A 17,788-nucleotide genomic window follows, 5' to 3' on the forward strand; every position below is an offset into this window, starting at 1 on the left:
GATGACCACTCAGAAAGAGGAGGGATGATATGCCAACACCGCTCGAATCAGGGCGTCAAACGCCAAAGATCAAGCCGCTCAATGACCGTAAGAAGCAATTGAGTCAGAATGCTATTGAAAACCGTCGACGTCTCAAAAATCGCTTTTTCTTGTGTCTGACCGTCTTTTTGCTCATCTTTTCCCTCATGGGGTGGTCATACATGGAAAAACGGCAATTGATCGCAGAACAAAAGCAGTCATTTCAAGTAGCTGAACAAGAGCAGACGAAAGCGAAAAAAGAGACCGCCCGTCTGAAGGAAGAAATCAATCGTCTCAATGATAAAGAGTATGTAGCGAACTTAGCTCGGAGCGAGTTGCTCTATTCGAAAAAAGGGGAAACGATCTTCTACTTTTCACCGGAAGACTAATTGAAGGTTGCCGATTGATTGAAAAAAGAATGAATCACTCGTATAATAAGAAACGAATCAACTAAAAAGGAGCAATACAATTTATGTCGATTGAAGTAGGCAGCAAAGTGCAAGGGAAAGTAACAGGCATCACGAATTTCGGAGCGTTCGTTGAGTTACCAACAGGGAAAACTGGTCTTGTTCACATCAGTGAAGTGGCAGATTCTTACGTTAAAGACATCAATGATGTGTTGACGGTTGGTCAAGAAATCACCGTCAAAGTCTTAAGTGTTGAAAACGATGGTAAGATCGGTCTTTCCATCAAAAAAGCCGTCGATCGTCCAGAAGGCGAACGTCCTCGTCCTGCACGTCAGTTCGACCGTGGACCACGTCCAGCAGGACAAGATCGTGGACCACGTTCGTTCGATAACAAAGGACCACGTGGAGGCGGTAACCGTGGAGGCTTCAACAAAGGCGGCCGTGGTACACCACCACCGCGCAAAGAACAATCGTTCGATACGCTGATGTCTAGTTTCCTGAAAGATAGTGAAGATCGTCTTGCTACGTTGAAACGTCAAACGGATTCAAAACGTGGCGGACGCGGCGCAAAACGTCAATAACTTGCTGACCTGTTCTCTATAAGAATAGAGATGGAATGACGCCGTTCATTCCATCTTTTATTTTTTTGAAATTATTTTTAGAAAAAGCGTTGACTTTCATTTGACCTGCCCGTATTATAGAAAATGTGCTTAAGACGCACGAGTTAAAAATATGGCGGTGTAGCTCAGCTGGCTAGAGCGTACGGTTCATACCCGTGAGGTCGTGGGTTCGACTCCCTCCGCCGCTACCATATTTTTTTGGCCCGTTGGTCAAGCGGTTAAGACACCGCCCTTTCACGGCGGTAACACGGGTTCGAATCCCGTACGGGTCATTCTCAAAAGCTATCTCTATTATATAGAGATAGCTTTTTTTAGGTTTTAACGGAAAGGGGAAATCGTTATGGAAGGTGTGCCGTTCGAACCACTTTTAGTAGGTGTTTCGGGAGGTTGTGATTCGATGGTACTCGTCGATCGGTTGTACAAAGAAGGTTACGATATCGCGATTGCGCATGTGCATCATGGATTACGAGAGGCGTCCGACGAAGAAGCGTGCTTTATTCAGGAGTGGGCAACGGCCCGAAAGATATCTTTTTTCATGACGCGTTTAGAATGGACAGGACGTACGAGCTCTCAAGCAGCTTGTCGCGAAGAGAGATATGCGTTTTTTGAACGAATCATGGAAGAGACCGGGCGCTCGCGTCTGATTCTCGCCCATCATCAAGACGATCAAATTGAGACGCTACTCATTCAGCTCATTCGTGGAGAAGCGCAGGTTGATGGTATTCCCGTCGTTCGTCCGTTTGGTAACGGTTGGTTGCATCGACCGTTGCTACATGAATCGAAGCAAACATTACGCGAGTATGCATTGCAACATGAAGTTCCGTGGCGAGAAGATGCGTCAAATGCAGAAACTACTTATTTGCGTAATCAAATCCGGCATACGATTGTGCCGCCACTCCGAGAAATTCGTCCAGAGTTTGAACAAGCAACAGCAGCGGCAGCGCATGCGCGACAGCAAATCATGCGTGAGCAGGCGACATTCGTCGCGACCTATCTCGACCGGTGTAAGGAAGCAAACGGAATTCCGATAGCACGTATTTTAGAATTACCGACGGATTTACAGCGGCTTGTCTTGCCGACACTAACGGGAGAAACGTTTTCTTCAGAAACGATTCGTCACTTCATCATGTGGCTTCGGGTGGATAAGGGCTCGGACGAAGTGTATTATGGAAACTGGAGGATGCGACGTGCATATGGCTTTTTGATGCAGGATCGTGTGATACGGTCAATGAATGACGATTTACCGTTTCAAGTAGGGGAGAATTTGGGAACGTATCATTATGGTGGACAAATGGTTCGCTTCTCAATCGGAAACCAAGGTATCCCGCTGGACGCGATTGCGTTCCCGTTGACGGTGCGTCCGCCACGTCCAGGAGATCGAATCCAGCTTGCCGTAGGTTCGAAAAAAGTCAGTCGAATTCTGATTGATGCTAAGGTTCCACGTTATCTCCGAGAACAGGTTCCGGTCGTCGTCGATGCAAATGGAGTGATTTTAGCCGTCATTGGACATCGAATTGCAATATTCGGGTCATTTGAACTCCTCGCAAAATCTTATTTAATGATAGAATGGTAATGTAGTGTTTATTATGGAGGAGGAATACCTAGCATGACCTTGATGAACGATATGGAAAAAGTACTGATTTCAGAAGAAGAGATCCAAAATAAAGTGGGCGAACTCGCCGGCGAATTGACAGCGGATTATCACGATCGTTTTCCGTTGCTTGTGTGTGTCTTAAAAGGCGCAATGCCGTTCATGTCTGATCTTGTCAAAAAGATGGATATGCACCTTGAAATGGACTTCATGGACGTTTCAACGTATCACGGTGGGACAACATCAACAGGTGAAGTCAAGATTGAAAAAGATTTGAACACATCGGTAGAAGGACGCGACATCTTGATTGTCGAAGATATCATCGACAGCGGATTAACGCTTGGCTACCTCGTCGACCTCTTCAAGTACCGGAAAGCGAAGTCCGTTAAGATCGTGACGTTGCTCGACAAACCAACAGGACGGAAGAATGACTTGCACGCAGATTACAGCGGCTTCGTCATTCCACACGAATTCGTCGTCGGTTATGGTCTGGATTACGAAGAGAAATACCGTAACCTTCCGTATGTAGGTGTCTTGAAACCTGCAGTCTACGGCGGCTAATTATTTTTAATCTCGTCTGTCCCATGATAAGATGAAACCAATTACAAAGCGCGCCCTGTCGCGCCAGGATTCGTATTCATCCATTAGAAAAACGAGATGGATGCGGAGAGGAGGCATAAGATGAACCGAGCAGTGAAGAATACCCTCGTGTTTGGGGTCATTTTTCTAGCTTTGATCTTGTTTCTGCAATACTTGCAGAGTCCAGTGAACAAAAGCAAAGAAATCAATTACACACAGTTTGTCGAGTCTGTTGAAAAAGGTGAAATCAAGACGGCTACCTTCCAATATGAAGGGCAGACGTATAATGTGACAGGAGATTTGCGTGAAAAAGATTCAACGTATGAGACGGTCGTACCGGCTGTTGATACGGAACTAACGGATCTCTATACGCAACTCAGAAGCCAAGGAGTCAAATTGGACTTCAAGGCAGCAGAAACGAATGGTGGTTGGATCGCGTTACTGACGACGATCGTTCCATTCATCATCATCTTCATCCTCTTCTTCTTCTTGATTAATCAAGCACAAGGTGGCGGTGGTGGCGGTCGCGTCATGAACTTCGGGAAATCGAAGGCACGCCTCTATGATACAGAGAAGAAAAAGATCACGTTTGATGATGTAGCCGGCGCAGACGAGGAGAAACAAGAACTCGTCGAAGTCGTCGAATTCTTGAAAGATCCGCGTAAATTCGCGAAACTCGGTGCCCGTATTCCAAAAGGGGTCCTCCTCGTAGGTCCTCCAGGTACAGGTAAGACGTTGCTCGCACGTGCCGCAGCTGGTGAAGCTGGCGTACCATTCTTCTCGATTTCAGGTTCTGACTTCGTTGAGATGTTCGTTGGTGTCGGGGCATCGCGTGTCCGTGACTTGTTCGAAAACGCGAAGAAAAATGCACCATGTATCATCTTCATCGATGAAATCGATGCTGTTGGTCGTCAACGGGGCGCAGGTCTCGGTGGTGGACACGATGAGCGTGAGCAAACATTGAACCAACTTCTCGTTGAGATGGATGGATTCAGTGAAAACGAAGGCATCATCATGATCGCAGCAACGAACCGTGCTGATATTCTTGACCCAGCCTTACTCCGTCCAGGTCGTTTTGACCGTCAAATCACGGTTGACCGTCCAGATGTCGTCGGTCGTGAAGCAGTCTTGAAAGTTCACGCGCGGAACAAACCACTTGATTCAACGGTTGATTTGAAAGCCATCGCACAACGAACACCTGGATTCTCAGGTGCGGATCTTGAAAACCTTCTAAACGAAGCAGCACTTGTTGCCGCTCGTGCAGATCGTGATAAAGTCTCAATCGTTGACCTCGAAGAAGCGATTGACCGCGTCATTGCTGGACCAGCGAAGAAGAGCCGGATCATCTCGCCGAAAGAGAAAAAGATCGTCGCATGGCACGAAGCTGGACATACGATCATCGGTGTCACGCTCGACGATGCGGATGAAGTACACAAGGTAACAATCGTTCCTCGCGGAAACGCGGGCGGATATGTCGTCATGTTGCCAAAAGAAGATCGTTACTTCATGACGAAGCCGGAACTCGAAGATAAGATTACTGGATTGCTCGGTGGTCGCGTCGCAGAGGACATCGTCTTCGGAGAAGTCTCGACTGGGGCAAGCAATGACTTCCAGCGTGCGACAGGTCTTGCACGGAAAATGGTCATGGAGTTCGGGATGAGTGAAAAACTCGGACCACTTCAATTCGGATCAGGTCAAAGCGGTAACGTCTTCCTCGGCCGTGATTTCCAAAACGAACAGAATTACTCGGATGCAATCGCACACGAGATCGATACGGAAATCCAAGCGATCATCAACCGCTGTTACCAAAAAGCGAAAGATATCCTGACTGAGAAGCGCGATCAGCTCGACTTGATTGCAACGACGTTGCTTGAAGTTGAAACACTTGATCAAAAACAAATTCACCATCTCCTAGAGACAGGCGAATACAAAAAACATGAACCAGAAGCAACGACTCCAAAAGCAGAAGAGAAAGCACCGGAATCGACAGATGCAACTGTTGATCAACCGACAGAGTCTCCAACGCAAATGGGTTCAGTCGTTGACGAAGGGAAAAATGTAGATACGGATACACCAGATACGCCGCGTCGCGACGATCAAGTGTAAACGGATGGAACGGATTCGATTGATATCGAATCCGTTCTTTTTTGTGGCAGACCGAGCGAATACACATCGGTAGGTGTGACCATACGAGCATGGTATAATCACAACGTATATAGTTCCGATCGTGAAACAACGGAATACAATAGAAGCATGAAAATTGAGAAGAAGCGGGGAAATAAGCAAATGATTTTAGTCATCGATGTCGGAAATACGAATATCGTCTTAGGTGTCTATCAAGGACAAGAGTTGATTGAGCATTGGCGGATTGCGACAGACCGAACACGGACGACGGACGAATACGGTATGCTCGTCAAAGCGTTGTTCCGTGACGCAGAGCTAAACGTGGAAGAAATCGAGGGAATCGTGTTATCATCTGTCGTACCCCCCGTCGTGTTTCCGCTAGAAAATATGTGTGTGCGTTACTTTAAACGCCGTCCGTTCTTGATTGGACCAGGAATCAAGACAGGACTGGATTTAAAAGTCGATAATCCACGGGAAGTGGGAGCCGATCGAATCGTCAACGCAGTAGCGGCGACGGCGAAATACGAGGGACCGATGATCATCGTCGATTTCGGAACAGCGACGACGTATTGTTACATCGATGCACAAAAACGGTATTACGGCGGCATCATCTCACCCGGTGTGATGGTTGCAACCGAGGCACTCTATAATAAGGCAGCAAAATTGCCACGAATCGAAATCGCGAAACCGCAGTCAGCCATCGGACGGAATACGATTCATGCGATGCAGTCGGGGACCTATTTCGGATATGTGGCACAGGTGGACGGACTCGTTCACCGGATGAAAGAAGAAATGGGAGAAGCGAAGGTCATTGCGACCGGCGGCTTAGCCCGATTAATCAGCGAGGAATCCACGATGATTGAGGTCGTCGATCCATTCTTGACGTTAGATGGATTACGGATTATCTACGAACGAAATAAGTGAGGGAATCAAGATGAAACGTGAAGAATTATTAGCACAATTAAAAGATGACTATTTAGTACGGGCGTTAGGCTTCAATGGAGAAGTCCGTGCGTTTGCAATCCGTTCGACGAAGACGGTCTATGAAGCACAACTGCGCCACCAGACGACACCTGTCGTCACAGCAGCGCTCGGTCGGACACTGACGATCGGTGCAATGATGGGTACGATGCAAAAAGGCGATACACGTGTCACATTAAAAGTCGAAGGCGATGGACCGATTGGGAAAATCATCGTCGATGCCGACGCAAAAGGTGTCGTACGTGGATATGTGAGTCGTCCCCGCGTCGAGATGGATACGTATGTCAATGCAGATGGTCTGACGAAACTAAAAGTCGGTGAAGCGGTCGGTCGCGGAAACATCTCTGTCATCAAAGACCTCGGGTTGCGTGACTTCGTCGGTGGTCAATCGCCGATTCAAACAGGTGAGATCAGCGAAGACTTCACGTATTACTTCGCTGTATCGGAACAAAGCCCATCGGTCGTTGGGGCTGGCGTTCTCGTTTATCCAGAAGACGAATCAGTCATCGCAGCAGGTGGCTTGATCGTTCAATTGATGCCAGGTGCATCGGAAGAGACGATTGCAGCACTCGAAAAACGTGTTGGAGCCCTAAAACCGATCTCGATTCTCGTCGGTGAGGAAAAAACACCAGAAGAAATGTTAGAACTCGTTCTCGGTGACTATGAACATCTTGATACGATTCCAGTATCATTCGAATGTACGTGTGACCGTGACAAATTAGCGACAGCGATCATCGCTCTTGGACCAGATGAGATTCAAGCGATGATTGATGAAGATGGTGGTGCGGAAGCTGTTTGTCACTTCTGTTCAGAGCATTATCACTATGATGTTCCAGAATTAGAGGAACTTCGCGAAAAATCACTCGAAAGAGCATAAGAGGGATCTAATATGGGGAATGTACAACCTAAGTACTTGTGGATGTTGATCTTCATCTTAATGTTGACGAATTTCATGACCGGTGCTTACGCCTTCATGGGTGAGCTCCCAAAGGTCGATTCTCCTAAAATCGTTCAAGACAGCATCGGTGGTCCGCTCGAGGATGTCGTCGCCGAAGTCGGTGATGAGAAAATCACGCGCGCGATGGTCTATCAGACGATGCGAACGGAACAGGAAAAACAGACGATTGATCGTTTGATTCAAGAAGCGGTCGAACGCCAGACGAAGGATGGAAAAAAGCCGGAAGTCAAACGCTTTGATTGACAGATTTCATCCAGTCCGCTGATAATTAGTTTATCGGATTACTTGGAATTCAAGCGGTTCACTAATGAGGAGGAATGGTCATGCGTATTGCGAATTCAGTATTAGATTTAGTCGGTCGGACCCCGATCGTCAAGTTACATCATCTAACGGGTCCTGAGGATGCAGATGTGTATCTGAAATTGGAGTACATGAACCCTGGATCAAGCGTAAAAGACCGGATCGCGCTATCTATGATTGAGGCCGCAGAAGAAGCGGGTCAACTCAAAGAAGGAGACACGATCATCGAGCCGACGAGTGGAAACACAGGGATCGGACTAGCGATGGTCGCTTCGGCGAAAGGATATCGCGCCATCCTCGTCATGCCAGAAACGATGAGCATGGAGCGCCGGACGTTGCTTCGCGCCTATGGTGCGGAATTGATTCTGACTCCGGGTCCTGAAGGGATGAAGGGTGCGATCGCTCGCGCGACAGCGGAAGCGGAAGAACACGGTTACTTCATGCCGCAACAATTCAATAACGGTGCTAATCCAGTCGTCCATGAAAAAACGACAGGTCCTGAAATCGTCGAAGCGTTCGAAGGCATGCAACTCGATGCGTTCATCGCGGGAATTGGAACGGGCGGAACGATCACCGGTGCTGGTAAAGTGTTACGCGATGCTTTCCAAGGTATTGAAATCATTGCCGTCGAACCAACGGATTCACCGGTCTTATCAGGTGGTAAACCGGGACCACACAAACTGCAAGGAATCGGTGCTGGGTTCGTGCCGTCGATTCTCGATACAGAGATTTATGATGGTGTTGAGCAAATCACGACGGAAGAAGCATTCGATCACGCACGCCGAGCAGCGAAGACGAATGGTGTCTTAGGTGGTATCTCGTCAGGTGCTGCGATTGCAGCGGCGCTCAAGACAGCGAAACGTCTCGGTAAAGGGAAAAACGTTCTCGCAATCATTCCTTCGAATGGGGAGCGGTACTTAAGTACACCGCTGTATCAAATCGAGGAAGAAGCAGACCAATCGAAGTAATCAACTGGACGTACACGGAAGTCATTCGGCTTCCGTGTACTTTTTTGCGTATAATGAGAGCAGAATAATGTGAAGTGGGGGACGCGTATGCGACAGACGAAATACAAAGCAGTACCATGGACGAAAGAACAATTCTACAATCGATATGTTGAACAGACGAATGGCACAACGGGACACGTCTGGCTCGAAAGCGGTCGAATCGGCCGGTATACGATGGCGGCGACTCGTCCTGTCGGATACGTCCGGACAAAAGACGGAACGACGACGATTGAGACAGATGGAAAAGTCGAGACATCGACGGCGAATCCGTTTGATGTACTCGAACAGCTCCGCGTCGACCGTGAATCAGTCCGACCGGATGGAATGCCACCGTTCTTTGGTGGGTTTGCCGGATACGTCAGTTATGATGCCGTCCGTTATTTAGAAAAGCTAACGGAACAAGCGATGGATGATCTGCAAACACCCGATCTATCATTTTACTGGTACGATGAAGTCGCCGTGTTTGATGAGGAAACGAAGCAGTTGTTCATTGCCGTGACACGAGACACGGCAGAAGAAGCAGAGCGAGTTCTTGAAACGGAAGTCGCGCGTTGGTGCATCGAGACGGATGCACCTCGATTTACAGCGACTGGTTCATCAGGTGAGCGAGAACGGGCTTTCGGGCAGGAAGCGTTCATGACAGCAGCACACCGGATTAAATCCTATATTGAGGACGGTGACGTTTTCCAAGTTAATTTGTCCGTCCGTCAACAAGAACCGCTTGGGACGACAGCGGAACATTTGTATGATGTATTACGACAAGTCAATCCTTCTCCATACATGGGTTACTTTGCGGATGAAGATTTAACACTCGTGTCTGCCTCACCCGAGTTGCTCGTCGAAAAAATCGGTGATGCGTTAGCGACACGTCCGATTGCCGGAACACGGCCGCGCGGGAAGGATGAAGCGGAGGATTTACGACTTGCGAAAACCTTACTCGATAATGAAAAAGAACGGGCAGAGCATGTGATGCTCGTTGATTTAGAGCGGAATGATTTAGGACGCGTCAGTCGTTATGGTACGGTTCATGTCGATGAGCTGATGGTGATCGAAAAATACTCGCACGTACAACACATCGTCTCAAACGTCAGAGGGGAAGTAGCTCCGGAACACTCGGGGAGTCAGGTGCTCGCTGCGATGTTCCCAGGTGGTACGATCACTGGCGCACCAAAAATCCGGACGATGGAAATCATTGAAGAACTGGAGCCGGTCCGGCGCGGTATCTATACTGGGTCGCTTGGCTTCATCAGTTGGGCGGATGATGTCATTTTCAACATCTTGATCCGGACACTCGTCGCAAAAGACGGGATGGCATATGTTCAAGCAGGTGCTGGAGTCGTCACAGATTCGGACGCAGCACGTGAATACGAAGAGTCACTTAGTAAAGCCAAAGCGTTATGGGTGACAAAAGAAACAGCGGAGGGAACGCAATGATTGTATTGATTGATAACTATGATTCCTTTACGTACAACTTAGTCCAGTATTTCGGCGAACTTGGGCAAGACATCCGGGTATTTCGCAACGACGCGATCACGCTTGCGGAAATCGAAGCGTTACAACCGGATCATCTGGTCATCTCACCGGGCCCCTGTACACCGAATGAAGCGGGGATCAGTCTAGAAGCGATTGCTTATTTTGCTGGAAAGGTGCCGATACTAGGGGTCTGCTTAGGTCATCAAGCGATTGGGCAAGTATTCGGTGGTAAAGTCGTCCGCGCGAAGGAATTGATGCACGGAAAAGTCTCGCCACTGACGCATGACGGACAAGGCATCTTTGAACGGATACCACAAGCGACGCCGGTGACACGTTATCACTCGCTCGTCGTTGAACGCGAGACATTCCCGGAAGTGCTCGAAGTGACGGCGGAAGCCGGTAGAGAGATCATGGCACTCCGTCACCGGACGTTGCCGATTCTCGGTGTCCAGTTCCATCCGGAAGCGATTTTGACGCGAGACGGTAAGCAGATGTTAAAAAATTTCTTGGAGTTGACGCATTATGTATCTCTGGCATGACGGAACCATTAAACGAGAAGAAGAAGTACGCATCTCCCCGCTCGATCACGGATTCGTCTACGGGATGGGTGTATTCGAGACGTTTCGGACCTATAACGGACATCCGTTTTTGTTCGATGATCATATTGAACGCTTACGGATGAGTTGTGTCGCACTCGGAATCCAGCTAGCATATGATCGGGAAGCCTTACGGCAAGCGATCCAAGATTTATATGCAGCATATGAGGCGAACGATTTATACATTCGGTTGAACGTCTCGGCTGGTCCACGCGAGATTGGTTTATCAATCGATCCTTACGATACGCCGACCGTGTTGATCTATGCGAAACCAATCGCTCCGCGAAAACGGGCGGAACGTGCACTCGAGACGATTCGTTTACCGCGCAGTACGCCGGAGACGACTTACCGCTTGAAGTCACATCATTACATGAACAATCTAGTGGCGAAACGACAATTGTTCAATCCGGAAGCAGAAGGGCTGTTTTTAACGAAGGAAGGTCATGTCTGTGAGGGCATTACGTCAAACATCTTTTGGCGTTACGGAAGTACATGGTATACGTCATCGCTTGAAACCGGTGCACTGAACGGGATTACCCGTCAGTTTCTCATGCAACATGTACCGGTCGAAGAACGCTTGGCTTATTTACCGCAGCTCGAAGAAGCAGATGAGATCATCTATACGAATTCCGTTCAGGAAGCGGTCGCGATTTCGTCACTTGACGGACGCCCTTTCCCTGGAATCAACGGAACAGGATATGCACAAATCATGACGCTGTTCGATCAATCCGTCGAACAGGTGACGACAAGGAGAGAACAACGATGACTTACATCATGGGTATCTTGAACGTGACACCGGACTCCTTTTCGGACGGTGGACAATATGTCGATGTCGAGCAAGCGATGCGGCAAGCGCGTCAGCTCGTCGCGGATGGAGCAGATGCGATCGATGTCGGTGGAGAATCAACACGACCGGGGGCAGCATTCGTATCAGTCGAAGAAGAACTCGCCCGTGTTTTACCGATCATCAAGCGCATCAAACGAGAGCTGAACGTCCTCGTATCGATCGATACGTACAAACCGGTCGTCGCAGAGGCTGCTATTGAAGCGGGAGCAGATATCATCAACGATGTTTGGGGCTCGAAGTGGGGCGACCGTTCGATGGTCAACGTTGCTGCGCAGTATAAAGTACCCATCATTTTGATGCATAACCGGGAGACGGCGCATGGGACAGATATGCTGGCAGAAGTCCGGGCTGACCTTGAGGAATCCATTCGGTTAGCAAAACAGGCAGGGGTAGCGGAAGAACACATTTGGCTCGACCCTGGGATTGGATTCATGAAGACGCATGAAGAGAACTTGTACCTGATGCGTCATCTATCGATCGTAACGGACTTCGGGTATCCGGTTTTACTCGGGACATCCCGTAAATCGATGATCGGACTCGCGCTCGGATTACCGACAGAAGAACGACTCGAAGGAACGATTGCGACGGTGTGTTACGGGATTCAACAAGGATGTGACTGGATGCGTGTGCATGACGTCAAAGAAGTCAAACGGGCAGCGCAGATGATGGACATCATGTTGGCTGCGACGAAGGGGGAATAACGATGGATCGAATTCATGTAACAGGCATGCGTTTTTATGGGTATCACGGTGTATTCGCAGAAGAGACGAAACTCGGTCAACGCTTCAATGTCGATTTATCGATCGGACTTGCATTGGCAGAAGCCGGTCGGACGGATGATTTGACGAAAAGTGTCAATTACGCCGAATTGTATGAAGCGACGAAACGTGTCGTCGAAGGAGAACCGCTCCAACTCGTCGAAGCCTTGGCGGACCGTATTGCAAAAGCAGTTTTTGCGTTGGATGAACGAATTCAAGAAGCGTCGATCAAGGTCATCAAGCCGGATCCGCCAATTGCCGGTCATTATGAACATGTGGCGGTCGAAATCAATCGCCTTCGGGAGGACTATGCATGAAGCAAGCTTACATTGCACTCGGCTCGAACATCGGCGATAAAGCGGCTCACTTAAAAGTAGCGATTGCTCGCCTGAGAGCATTACCGTCCGTTCATGATGTGAAGACCTCTTCCATTTATGAGACGGTACCTGTCGGATATCTCGATCAGGATTTATTCTATAATATGGTCGTCGCAATTCAAACGACGGATGAGGCATCTGTCTTACTTGGGCGACTGCAGGAAATTGAACAGCTAGAAGGACGCGAGCGTCTGTTCAAAAATGGACCACGAACGCTTGACTTAGATATTTTGCTATATGAGGAAGAACGCATTGATCTCGAAGGATTAACCGTTCCGCATCCGCGGATGCAAGAGCGGGCATTCGTCCTCGCACCATTACGTGAACTCGCAGCAACATGCGTCATACCCGGTCTTGGACAAAGCGTCGAGCAGTTGTATCAGCAGTTACCAGAGACAGAACGAAACGGTGTACGACGGTTAGGTGGGCTTTTAGAAGCGGAGGAACAATAATGGAATTTAACATTGGTGATGTCAAACTGAAGAATCAAGTCATCTTGGCACCGATGGCAGGCGTCTGTAATCCGGCGTTTCGGTTAATTGCAAAGGAATTCGGTGCGGGACTCGTCTGTGCGGAGATGGTCAGCGATAAAGGGATCTTGTACGAGAACGAACGAACGCTTCAGATGCTGTACGTAGATGAACGGGAAAAACCGCTCAGCCTTCAAATCTATGGCGGTTCAAAAGAGACACTCGTTCAAGCGGCACGATATGTCGAGGCGAACACGAATGCCGATATCATTGACATCAACATGGGCTGTCCGGTCCCGAAAGTCACGAAAAGTGATGCTGGAGCGAAATGGTTGCTTGATCCGGATAAGGTATATGAGATGGTCCATGCGGTGACGCAAGCGATCGATAAACCCGTTACTGTTAAGATGCGGACCGGCTGGGACAGTCATCACATCTATTGTGTTGATAATGTCAAAGCGGCAGAAGCGGGTGGTGCGAAAGCCGTTGCCATCCACGGGCGGACACGTTCGCAAAAGTATGAAGGGGTCGCAGACTGGAACATCATTGGCAAAGCGAAAAAAGCGGTCAACATTCCGATCATCGGAAATGGAGATGTTCAGACGCCGCAAGATGCAAAGCGGATGATTGATGAGATCGGCGTCGACGGTGTCATGATCGGACGGGCAGCTCTCGGGAACCCGTGGATGTTGTATCAGACGATCCAGTATCTCGAATCAGGAACGCTTCCAGCAGAACCGACGGCGCGTGAGAAGATTGATATCTGTCTCTTACACGCCACACGACTAGTCGCGCTAAAGGGAGAAGAACTCGCCGTACGCGAAATGCGGACACATGTCGCCTGGTATTTGAAAGGAATGAAGGGGAACGGTCGCGTTCGCAATGCGTTATTCAATATCGACACACACGCAGGACTCGTCGAACTGTTACAGCAGTACTTGCAGACACTCGAAGAAGACGTAGCATATGCCTAACAGGTAAAGTATAGTCGGACAGAGTCGTTTTGTGGTACGCTAGTTGCATTGAAGATGAGCGTATCGGTTTTCTAAAAGGGCTGTCGGTCATTCCGACAGCTTTTTATTCGAGAGAATCGTCGTGAACCATTATTAAAAGGAGTGAAGACAGTGAGTCAGGATATGGAAATGAACGATCAAATGCAGGTGCGTCTCGGTAAGATGAACGCCATGCGTGAACAAGGTCTCGATCCATTCGGCGCACGTTTTGAACGTTCGACGGATACTGCGAGCATTCGTGCATCATTTGGTGAACATACAAAAGAAGAATTGGCTGAACTGAAACCGGAAGTTGCCATCGCGGGACGTGTCATGACGACACGTCGTAAAGGGAAGGTTGGCTTTACGAATGTTCAGGATGTACAAGGTCAAATTCAGTTGTATGTCCGTAAAGATGACGTCGGCGAAGAGGCGTATGAGATCTATAAGACATGTGACTTAGGTGACATCGTCGGGATCCAAGGATATGTGTTCAAGACGAATGTTGGTGAACTTTCTGTTCACGTCACAGCATTTACGTTATTAACGAAAGCATTACGTCCGCTTCCGGATAAATATCACGGATTAAAAGATATCGAGCAACGCTACCGTCAGCGTTACCTCGACCTTATTACGAACCAAGAATCACGTGAGACATTCATCGCGCGGAGTAAAGTCATTCGTGGAATTCGTCAATATCTCGATAACCTCGGATACTTGGAAGTCGAAACACCAATGTTGCATACGATTGCGGGTGGAGCATCGGCTCGTCCGTTCATCACGCATCATAATGCGCTCGACATGACGCTTTACATGCGGATTGCGATCGAGCTCCATTTGAAACGTTTGATCGTCGGTGGACTTGAGAAAGTCTACGAAATCGGTCGTGTGTTCCGTAATGAAGGAATTTCAACACGCCATAACCCAGAGTTTACGATGATCGAACTCTATGAAGCGTATGCGGATTATAAAGACATCATGAACTTAACAGAGAATCTGATCGCTCACGTCGCACAAGAAGTACTCGGTACGACACAAGTCACTTACGGAGAAGACGTCATTGATCTATCTGTCGGTTGGAAACGAGCACACATGGTAGATCTCGTTAAAGAAGCGACAGGTGTTGACTTCTTTGAACAGATTTCAAACGAACGTGCCCTCGAACTAGCACATGAACACGGTGTTGAAGTTCAGTCACACATGACGACGGGACATATCTTGAATGAGTTCTTCGAACAAAAAGTAGAAGAAACACTCGTTCAACCAACATTCGTCTATGGTCATCCTGTTGAAGTGTCACCGCTTGCGAAGAAAAATCCAGAGGATCCACGCTTTACGGATCGCTTTGAATTATTCATCGTTCGTCGTGAGCATGCGAATGCCTTCACGGAATTGAACGATCCAATCGATCAACGTGAACGCTTCGAAGCACAACTCGTCGAAAAAGAAGCAGGCAACGATGAAGCACATGAAATGGATACAGACTTTATCGAAGCACTCGAGTACGGTATGCCGCCAACGGGTGGTCTTGGGATCGGGATCGATCGTCTCGTCATGTTGTTGACGAATGCGCCATCGATTCGTGATGTATTACTCTTCCCAACGATGCGTCACCAACAAAATTAATGAGTGGAGCTCCGTTCTTTCTATATTGTATAGAAGGAACGGAGCATTCTTTTTGAAGTCAACATAGGGATAAACGAGTCGAAAAACGGGTAAATAAAAGTTTTTAAATGTTTTTCTAATAAAATGCTTGTACGATTCAAAAAGCCATGGTATATTACTTCTTGTGCCGCGAATGGTCGTGACACACAAAAATAAATATCAAAAAAGTTGTTGACAATCGGGTTGATAACTTGTTAAGATATTAAAGTCGCTGAAAACGACACGACGAACTTTGAAAACTGAACGATGAGGCAAAAATCGTATTCTACGGAATACAAAAACGAATGAAGCGCAAGCTTCGTCAATCGTGACTTCGGTCACAAAAACGAGCAAGTCAAACACTTCATGGAGAGTTTGATCCTGGCTCAGGACGAACGCTGGCGGCGTGCCTAATACATGCAAGTCGAGCGCAGGAAACTGACGGAACTCTTCGGAGGGAAGGCAGTGGAATGAGCGGCGGACGGGTGAGTAACACGTAAGGAACCTGCCTCAAGGATTGGGATAACTCCGAGAAATCGGAGCTAATACCGGATAGTTCATCGGACCGCATGGTCCGTTGATGAAAGGCGCTCCGGCGTCACCTTGAGATGGCCTTGCGGTGCATTAGCTAGTTGGTGGGGTAACGGCCCACCAAGGCGACGATGCATAGCCGACCTGAGAGGGTGATCGGCCACACTGGGACTGAGACACGGCCCAGACTCCTACGGGAGGCAGCAGTAGGGAATCTTCCACAATGGACGAAAGTCTGATGGAGCAACGCCGCGTGAGTGATGAAGGTTTTCGGATCGTAAAACTCTGTTGTAAGGGAAGAACACGTACGAGAGGAAATGCTCGTACCTTGACGGTACCTTACGAGAAAGCCACGGCTAACTACGTGCCAGCAGCCGCGGTAATACGTAGGTGGCAAGCGTTGTCCGGAATTATTGGGCGTAAAGCGCGCGCAGGCGGCCTTTTAAGTCTGATGTGAAAGCCCCCGGCTCAACCGGGGAGGGCCATTGGAAACTGGAAGGCTTGAGTACAGAAGAGAAGAGTGGAATTCCACGTGTAGCGGTGAAATGCGTAGAGATGTGGAGGAACACCAGTGGCGAAGGCGACTCTTTGGTCTGTAACTGACGCTGAGGCGCGAAAGCGTGGGGAGCAAACAGGATTAGATACCCTGGTAGTCCACGCCGTAAACGATGAGTGCTAGGTGTTGGGGGGTTTCCGCCCCTCAGTGCTGAAGCTAACGCATTAAGCACTCCGCCTGGGGAGTACGGCCGCAAGGCTGAAACTCAAAGGAATTGACGGGGACCCGCACAAGCGGTGGAGCATGTGGTTTAATTCGAAGCAACGCGAAGAACCTTACCAACTCTTGACATCCCATTGACCGCTTGAGAGATCAAGTTTTCCCTTCGGGGACAATGGTGACAGGTGGTGCATGGTTGTCGTCAGCTCGTGTCGTGAGATGTTGGGTTAAGTCCCGCAACGAGCGCAACCCCTATCCTTAGTTGCCAGCATTCAGTTGGGCACTCTAGGGAGACTGCCGGTGACAAACCGGAGGAAGGTGGGGATGACGTCAAATCATCATGCCCCTTATGAGTTGGGCTACACACGTGCTACAATGGACGGTACAAAGGGCAGCGAGACCGCGAGGTGGAGCCAATCCCATAAAGCCGTTCCCAGTTCGGATTGCAGGCTGCAACTCGCCTGCATGAAGTCGGAATCGCTAGTAATCGCAGGTCAGCATACTGCGGTGAATACGTTCCCGGGTCTTGTACACACCGCCCGTCACACCACGAGAGTTTGCAACACCCGAAGCCGGTGAGGTAACCGTAAGGAGCCAGCCGTCGAAGGTGGGGTAGATGATTGGGGTGAAGTCGTAACAAGGTAGCCGTATCGGAAGGTGCGGCTGGATCACCTCCTTTCTAAGGAAAACGTCCCTTACGGGACATGCCCATCGTTCAGTTTTGAGAGCTCGTCTCTCAGTCTCGTAAGAGACACTCGCACCTTGAAAACTGAAGACATCAACAAGACATCAAACTTTTA

The 17,788-nt window shown here is 48.8% G+C and carries 17 protein-coding genes, 2 tRNA genes and 1 rRNA gene; all 20 read left to right on the forward strand.

The window, feature by feature from the left end:
- Positions 1 to 29: 29 nt before the first annotated feature.
- The 20 genes from MKY22_RS00370 to MKY22_RS00465 all read left to right on the forward strand — a co-directional run bounded on the left by MKY22_RS00370 (position 30) and on the right by MKY22_RS00465 (position 17,667).
- Positions 30 to 407 carry an FtsB family cell division protein gene (locus MKY22_RS00370; protein ID WP_035413247.1) on the forward strand — a complete coding sequence of 126 codons (378 nt, stop codon included), beginning with the start codon at positions 30 to 32 and terminating at the stop codon, positions 405 to 407.
- Between the two features lie 83 nt (positions 408 to 490).
- Complete coding sequence (locus MKY22_RS00375) at positions 491 to 1,006, forward strand: S1 domain-containing RNA-binding protein (protein ID WP_023466558.1); 516 nt, start codon at positions 491 to 493, stop codon at positions 1,004 to 1,006.
- Between the two features lie 153 nt (positions 1,007 to 1,159).
- Positions 1,160 to 1,236, forward strand: a tRNA-Met gene (locus tag MKY22_RS00380).
- 9 nt (positions 1,237 to 1,245) lie between these two features.
- A tRNA-Glu gene (locus MKY22_RS00385) sits at positions 1,246 to 1,317 on the forward strand.
- Positions 1,318 to 1,385: 68 nt separating this feature from the next.
- Complete coding sequence (tilS, locus tag MKY22_RS00390) at positions 1,386 to 2,618, forward strand: tRNA lysidine(34) synthetase TilS (protein ID WP_290779577.1); 1,233 nt, start codon at positions 1,386 to 1,388, stop codon at positions 2,616 to 2,618.
- Positions 2,619 to 2,651: 33 nt separating this feature from the next.
- Positions 2,652 to 3,197, forward strand: coding sequence for a hypoxanthine phosphoribosyltransferase (gene hpt / locus MKY22_RS00395; RefSeq protein ID WP_023466560.1), 546 nt, complete (start codon positions 2,652 to 2,654; stop codon positions 3,195 to 3,197).
- 120 nt (positions 3,198 to 3,317) lie between these two features.
- Complete coding sequence (ftsH, locus tag MKY22_RS00400) at positions 3,318 to 5,321, forward strand: ATP-dependent zinc metalloprotease FtsH (RefSeq protein ID WP_223041102.1); 2,004 nt, start codon at positions 3,318 to 3,320, stop codon at positions 5,319 to 5,321.
- 180 nt (positions 5,322 to 5,501) lie between these two features.
- Positions 5,502 to 6,263, forward strand: coding sequence for a type III pantothenate kinase (locus MKY22_RS00405; RefSeq protein ID WP_029343061.1), 762 nt, complete (start codon positions 5,502 to 5,504; stop codon positions 6,261 to 6,263).
- Between the two features lie 10 nt (positions 6,264 to 6,273).
- The gene (gene hslO / locus MKY22_RS00410) at positions 6,274 to 7,197 is read left to right on the forward strand and encodes an Hsp33 family molecular chaperone HslO (RefSeq protein WP_023466563.1); all 924 of its coding nucleotides are present in this window, start codon (positions 6,274 to 6,276) and stop codon (positions 7,195 to 7,197) included.
- Between the two features lie 12 nt (positions 7,198 to 7,209).
- The gene (locus MKY22_RS00415) at positions 7,210 to 7,521 is read left to right on the forward strand and encodes a hypothetical protein (RefSeq protein ID WP_023466564.1); all 312 of its coding nucleotides are present in this window, start codon (positions 7,210 to 7,212) and stop codon (positions 7,519 to 7,521) included.
- A gap of 80 nt (positions 7,522 to 7,601) precedes the next feature.
- On the forward strand, positions 7,602 to 8,546 hold the full coding sequence (gene cysK / locus MKY22_RS00420) for a cysteine synthase A (protein ID WP_023466565.1): 945 nt from the start codon (positions 7,602 to 7,604) through the stop codon (positions 8,544 to 8,546).
- A gap of 87 nt (positions 8,547 to 8,633) precedes the next feature.
- Complete coding sequence (locus tag MKY22_RS00425; RefSeq protein WP_290779587.1) at positions 8,634 to 10,019, forward strand: anthranilate synthase component I family protein; 1,386 nt, start codon at positions 8,634 to 8,636, stop codon at positions 10,017 to 10,019.
- Positions 10,016 to 10,597 (forward strand): anthranilate synthase component II, encoded by a 582-nt coding sequence (locus MKY22_RS00430; protein WP_341085823.1) that lies wholly within the window; start codon positions 10,016 to 10,018, stop codon positions 10,595 to 10,597. The genes MKY22_RS00425 and MKY22_RS00430 overlap by 4 nt, the downstream gene beginning before the upstream one ends.
- Positions 10,581 to 11,420: an aminotransferase class IV gene (locus MKY22_RS00435; protein ID WP_341085824.1), complete on the forward strand. Its 840-nt coding sequence runs from the start codon at positions 10,581 to 10,583 to the stop codon at positions 11,418 to 11,420. The genes MKY22_RS00430 and MKY22_RS00435 overlap by 17 nt, the downstream gene beginning before the upstream one ends.
- Positions 11,417 to 12,202: a dihydropteroate synthase gene (gene folP, locus MKY22_RS00440; RefSeq protein ID WP_149426600.1), complete on the forward strand. Its 786-nt coding sequence runs from the start codon at positions 11,417 to 11,419 to the stop codon at positions 12,200 to 12,202. The genes MKY22_RS00435 and folP overlap by 4 nt, the downstream gene beginning before the upstream one ends.
- A 2-nt stretch (positions 12,203 to 12,204) precedes the next feature.
- Entirely contained in the window at positions 12,205 to 12,576 is a 372-nt protein-coding gene (gene folB, locus MKY22_RS00445) for a dihydroneopterin aldolase (RefSeq protein WP_023466572.1), read from the forward strand.
- Positions 12,573 to 13,088 carry a 2-amino-4-hydroxy-6-hydroxymethyldihydropteridine diphosphokinase gene (folK, locus tag MKY22_RS00450; protein ID WP_290779597.1) on the forward strand — a complete coding sequence of 172 codons (516 nt, stop codon included), beginning with the start codon at positions 12,573 to 12,575 and terminating at the stop codon, positions 13,086 to 13,088. Before folB ends, folK begins: the two co-directional genes overlap by 4 nt.
- On the forward strand, positions 13,088 to 14,080 hold the full coding sequence (gene dusB, locus MKY22_RS00455; protein ID WP_341085830.1) for a tRNA dihydrouridine synthase DusB: 993 nt from the start codon (positions 13,088 to 13,090) through the stop codon (positions 14,078 to 14,080). The genes folK and dusB overlap by 1 nt, the downstream gene beginning before the upstream one ends.
- Before the next feature lie 162 nt (positions 14,081 to 14,242).
- On the forward strand, positions 14,243 to 15,724 hold the full coding sequence (gene lysS / locus MKY22_RS00460) for a lysine--tRNA ligase (RefSeq protein ID WP_087682563.1): 1,482 nt from the start codon (positions 14,243 to 14,245) through the stop codon (positions 15,722 to 15,724).
- Positions 15,725 to 16,105: 381 nt separating this feature from the next.
- Positions 16,106 to 17,667, forward strand: a 16S ribosomal RNA gene (locus MKY22_RS00465).
- The last annotated feature ends 121 nt before the right edge of the window (positions 17,668 to 17,788 follow it).

The sequence above is a fragment of the Exiguobacterium sp. FSL W8-0210 genome (assembly GCF_038006045.1).
Lineage (GTDB): Bacteria > Bacillota > Bacilli > Exiguobacteriales > Exiguobacteriaceae > Exiguobacterium_A.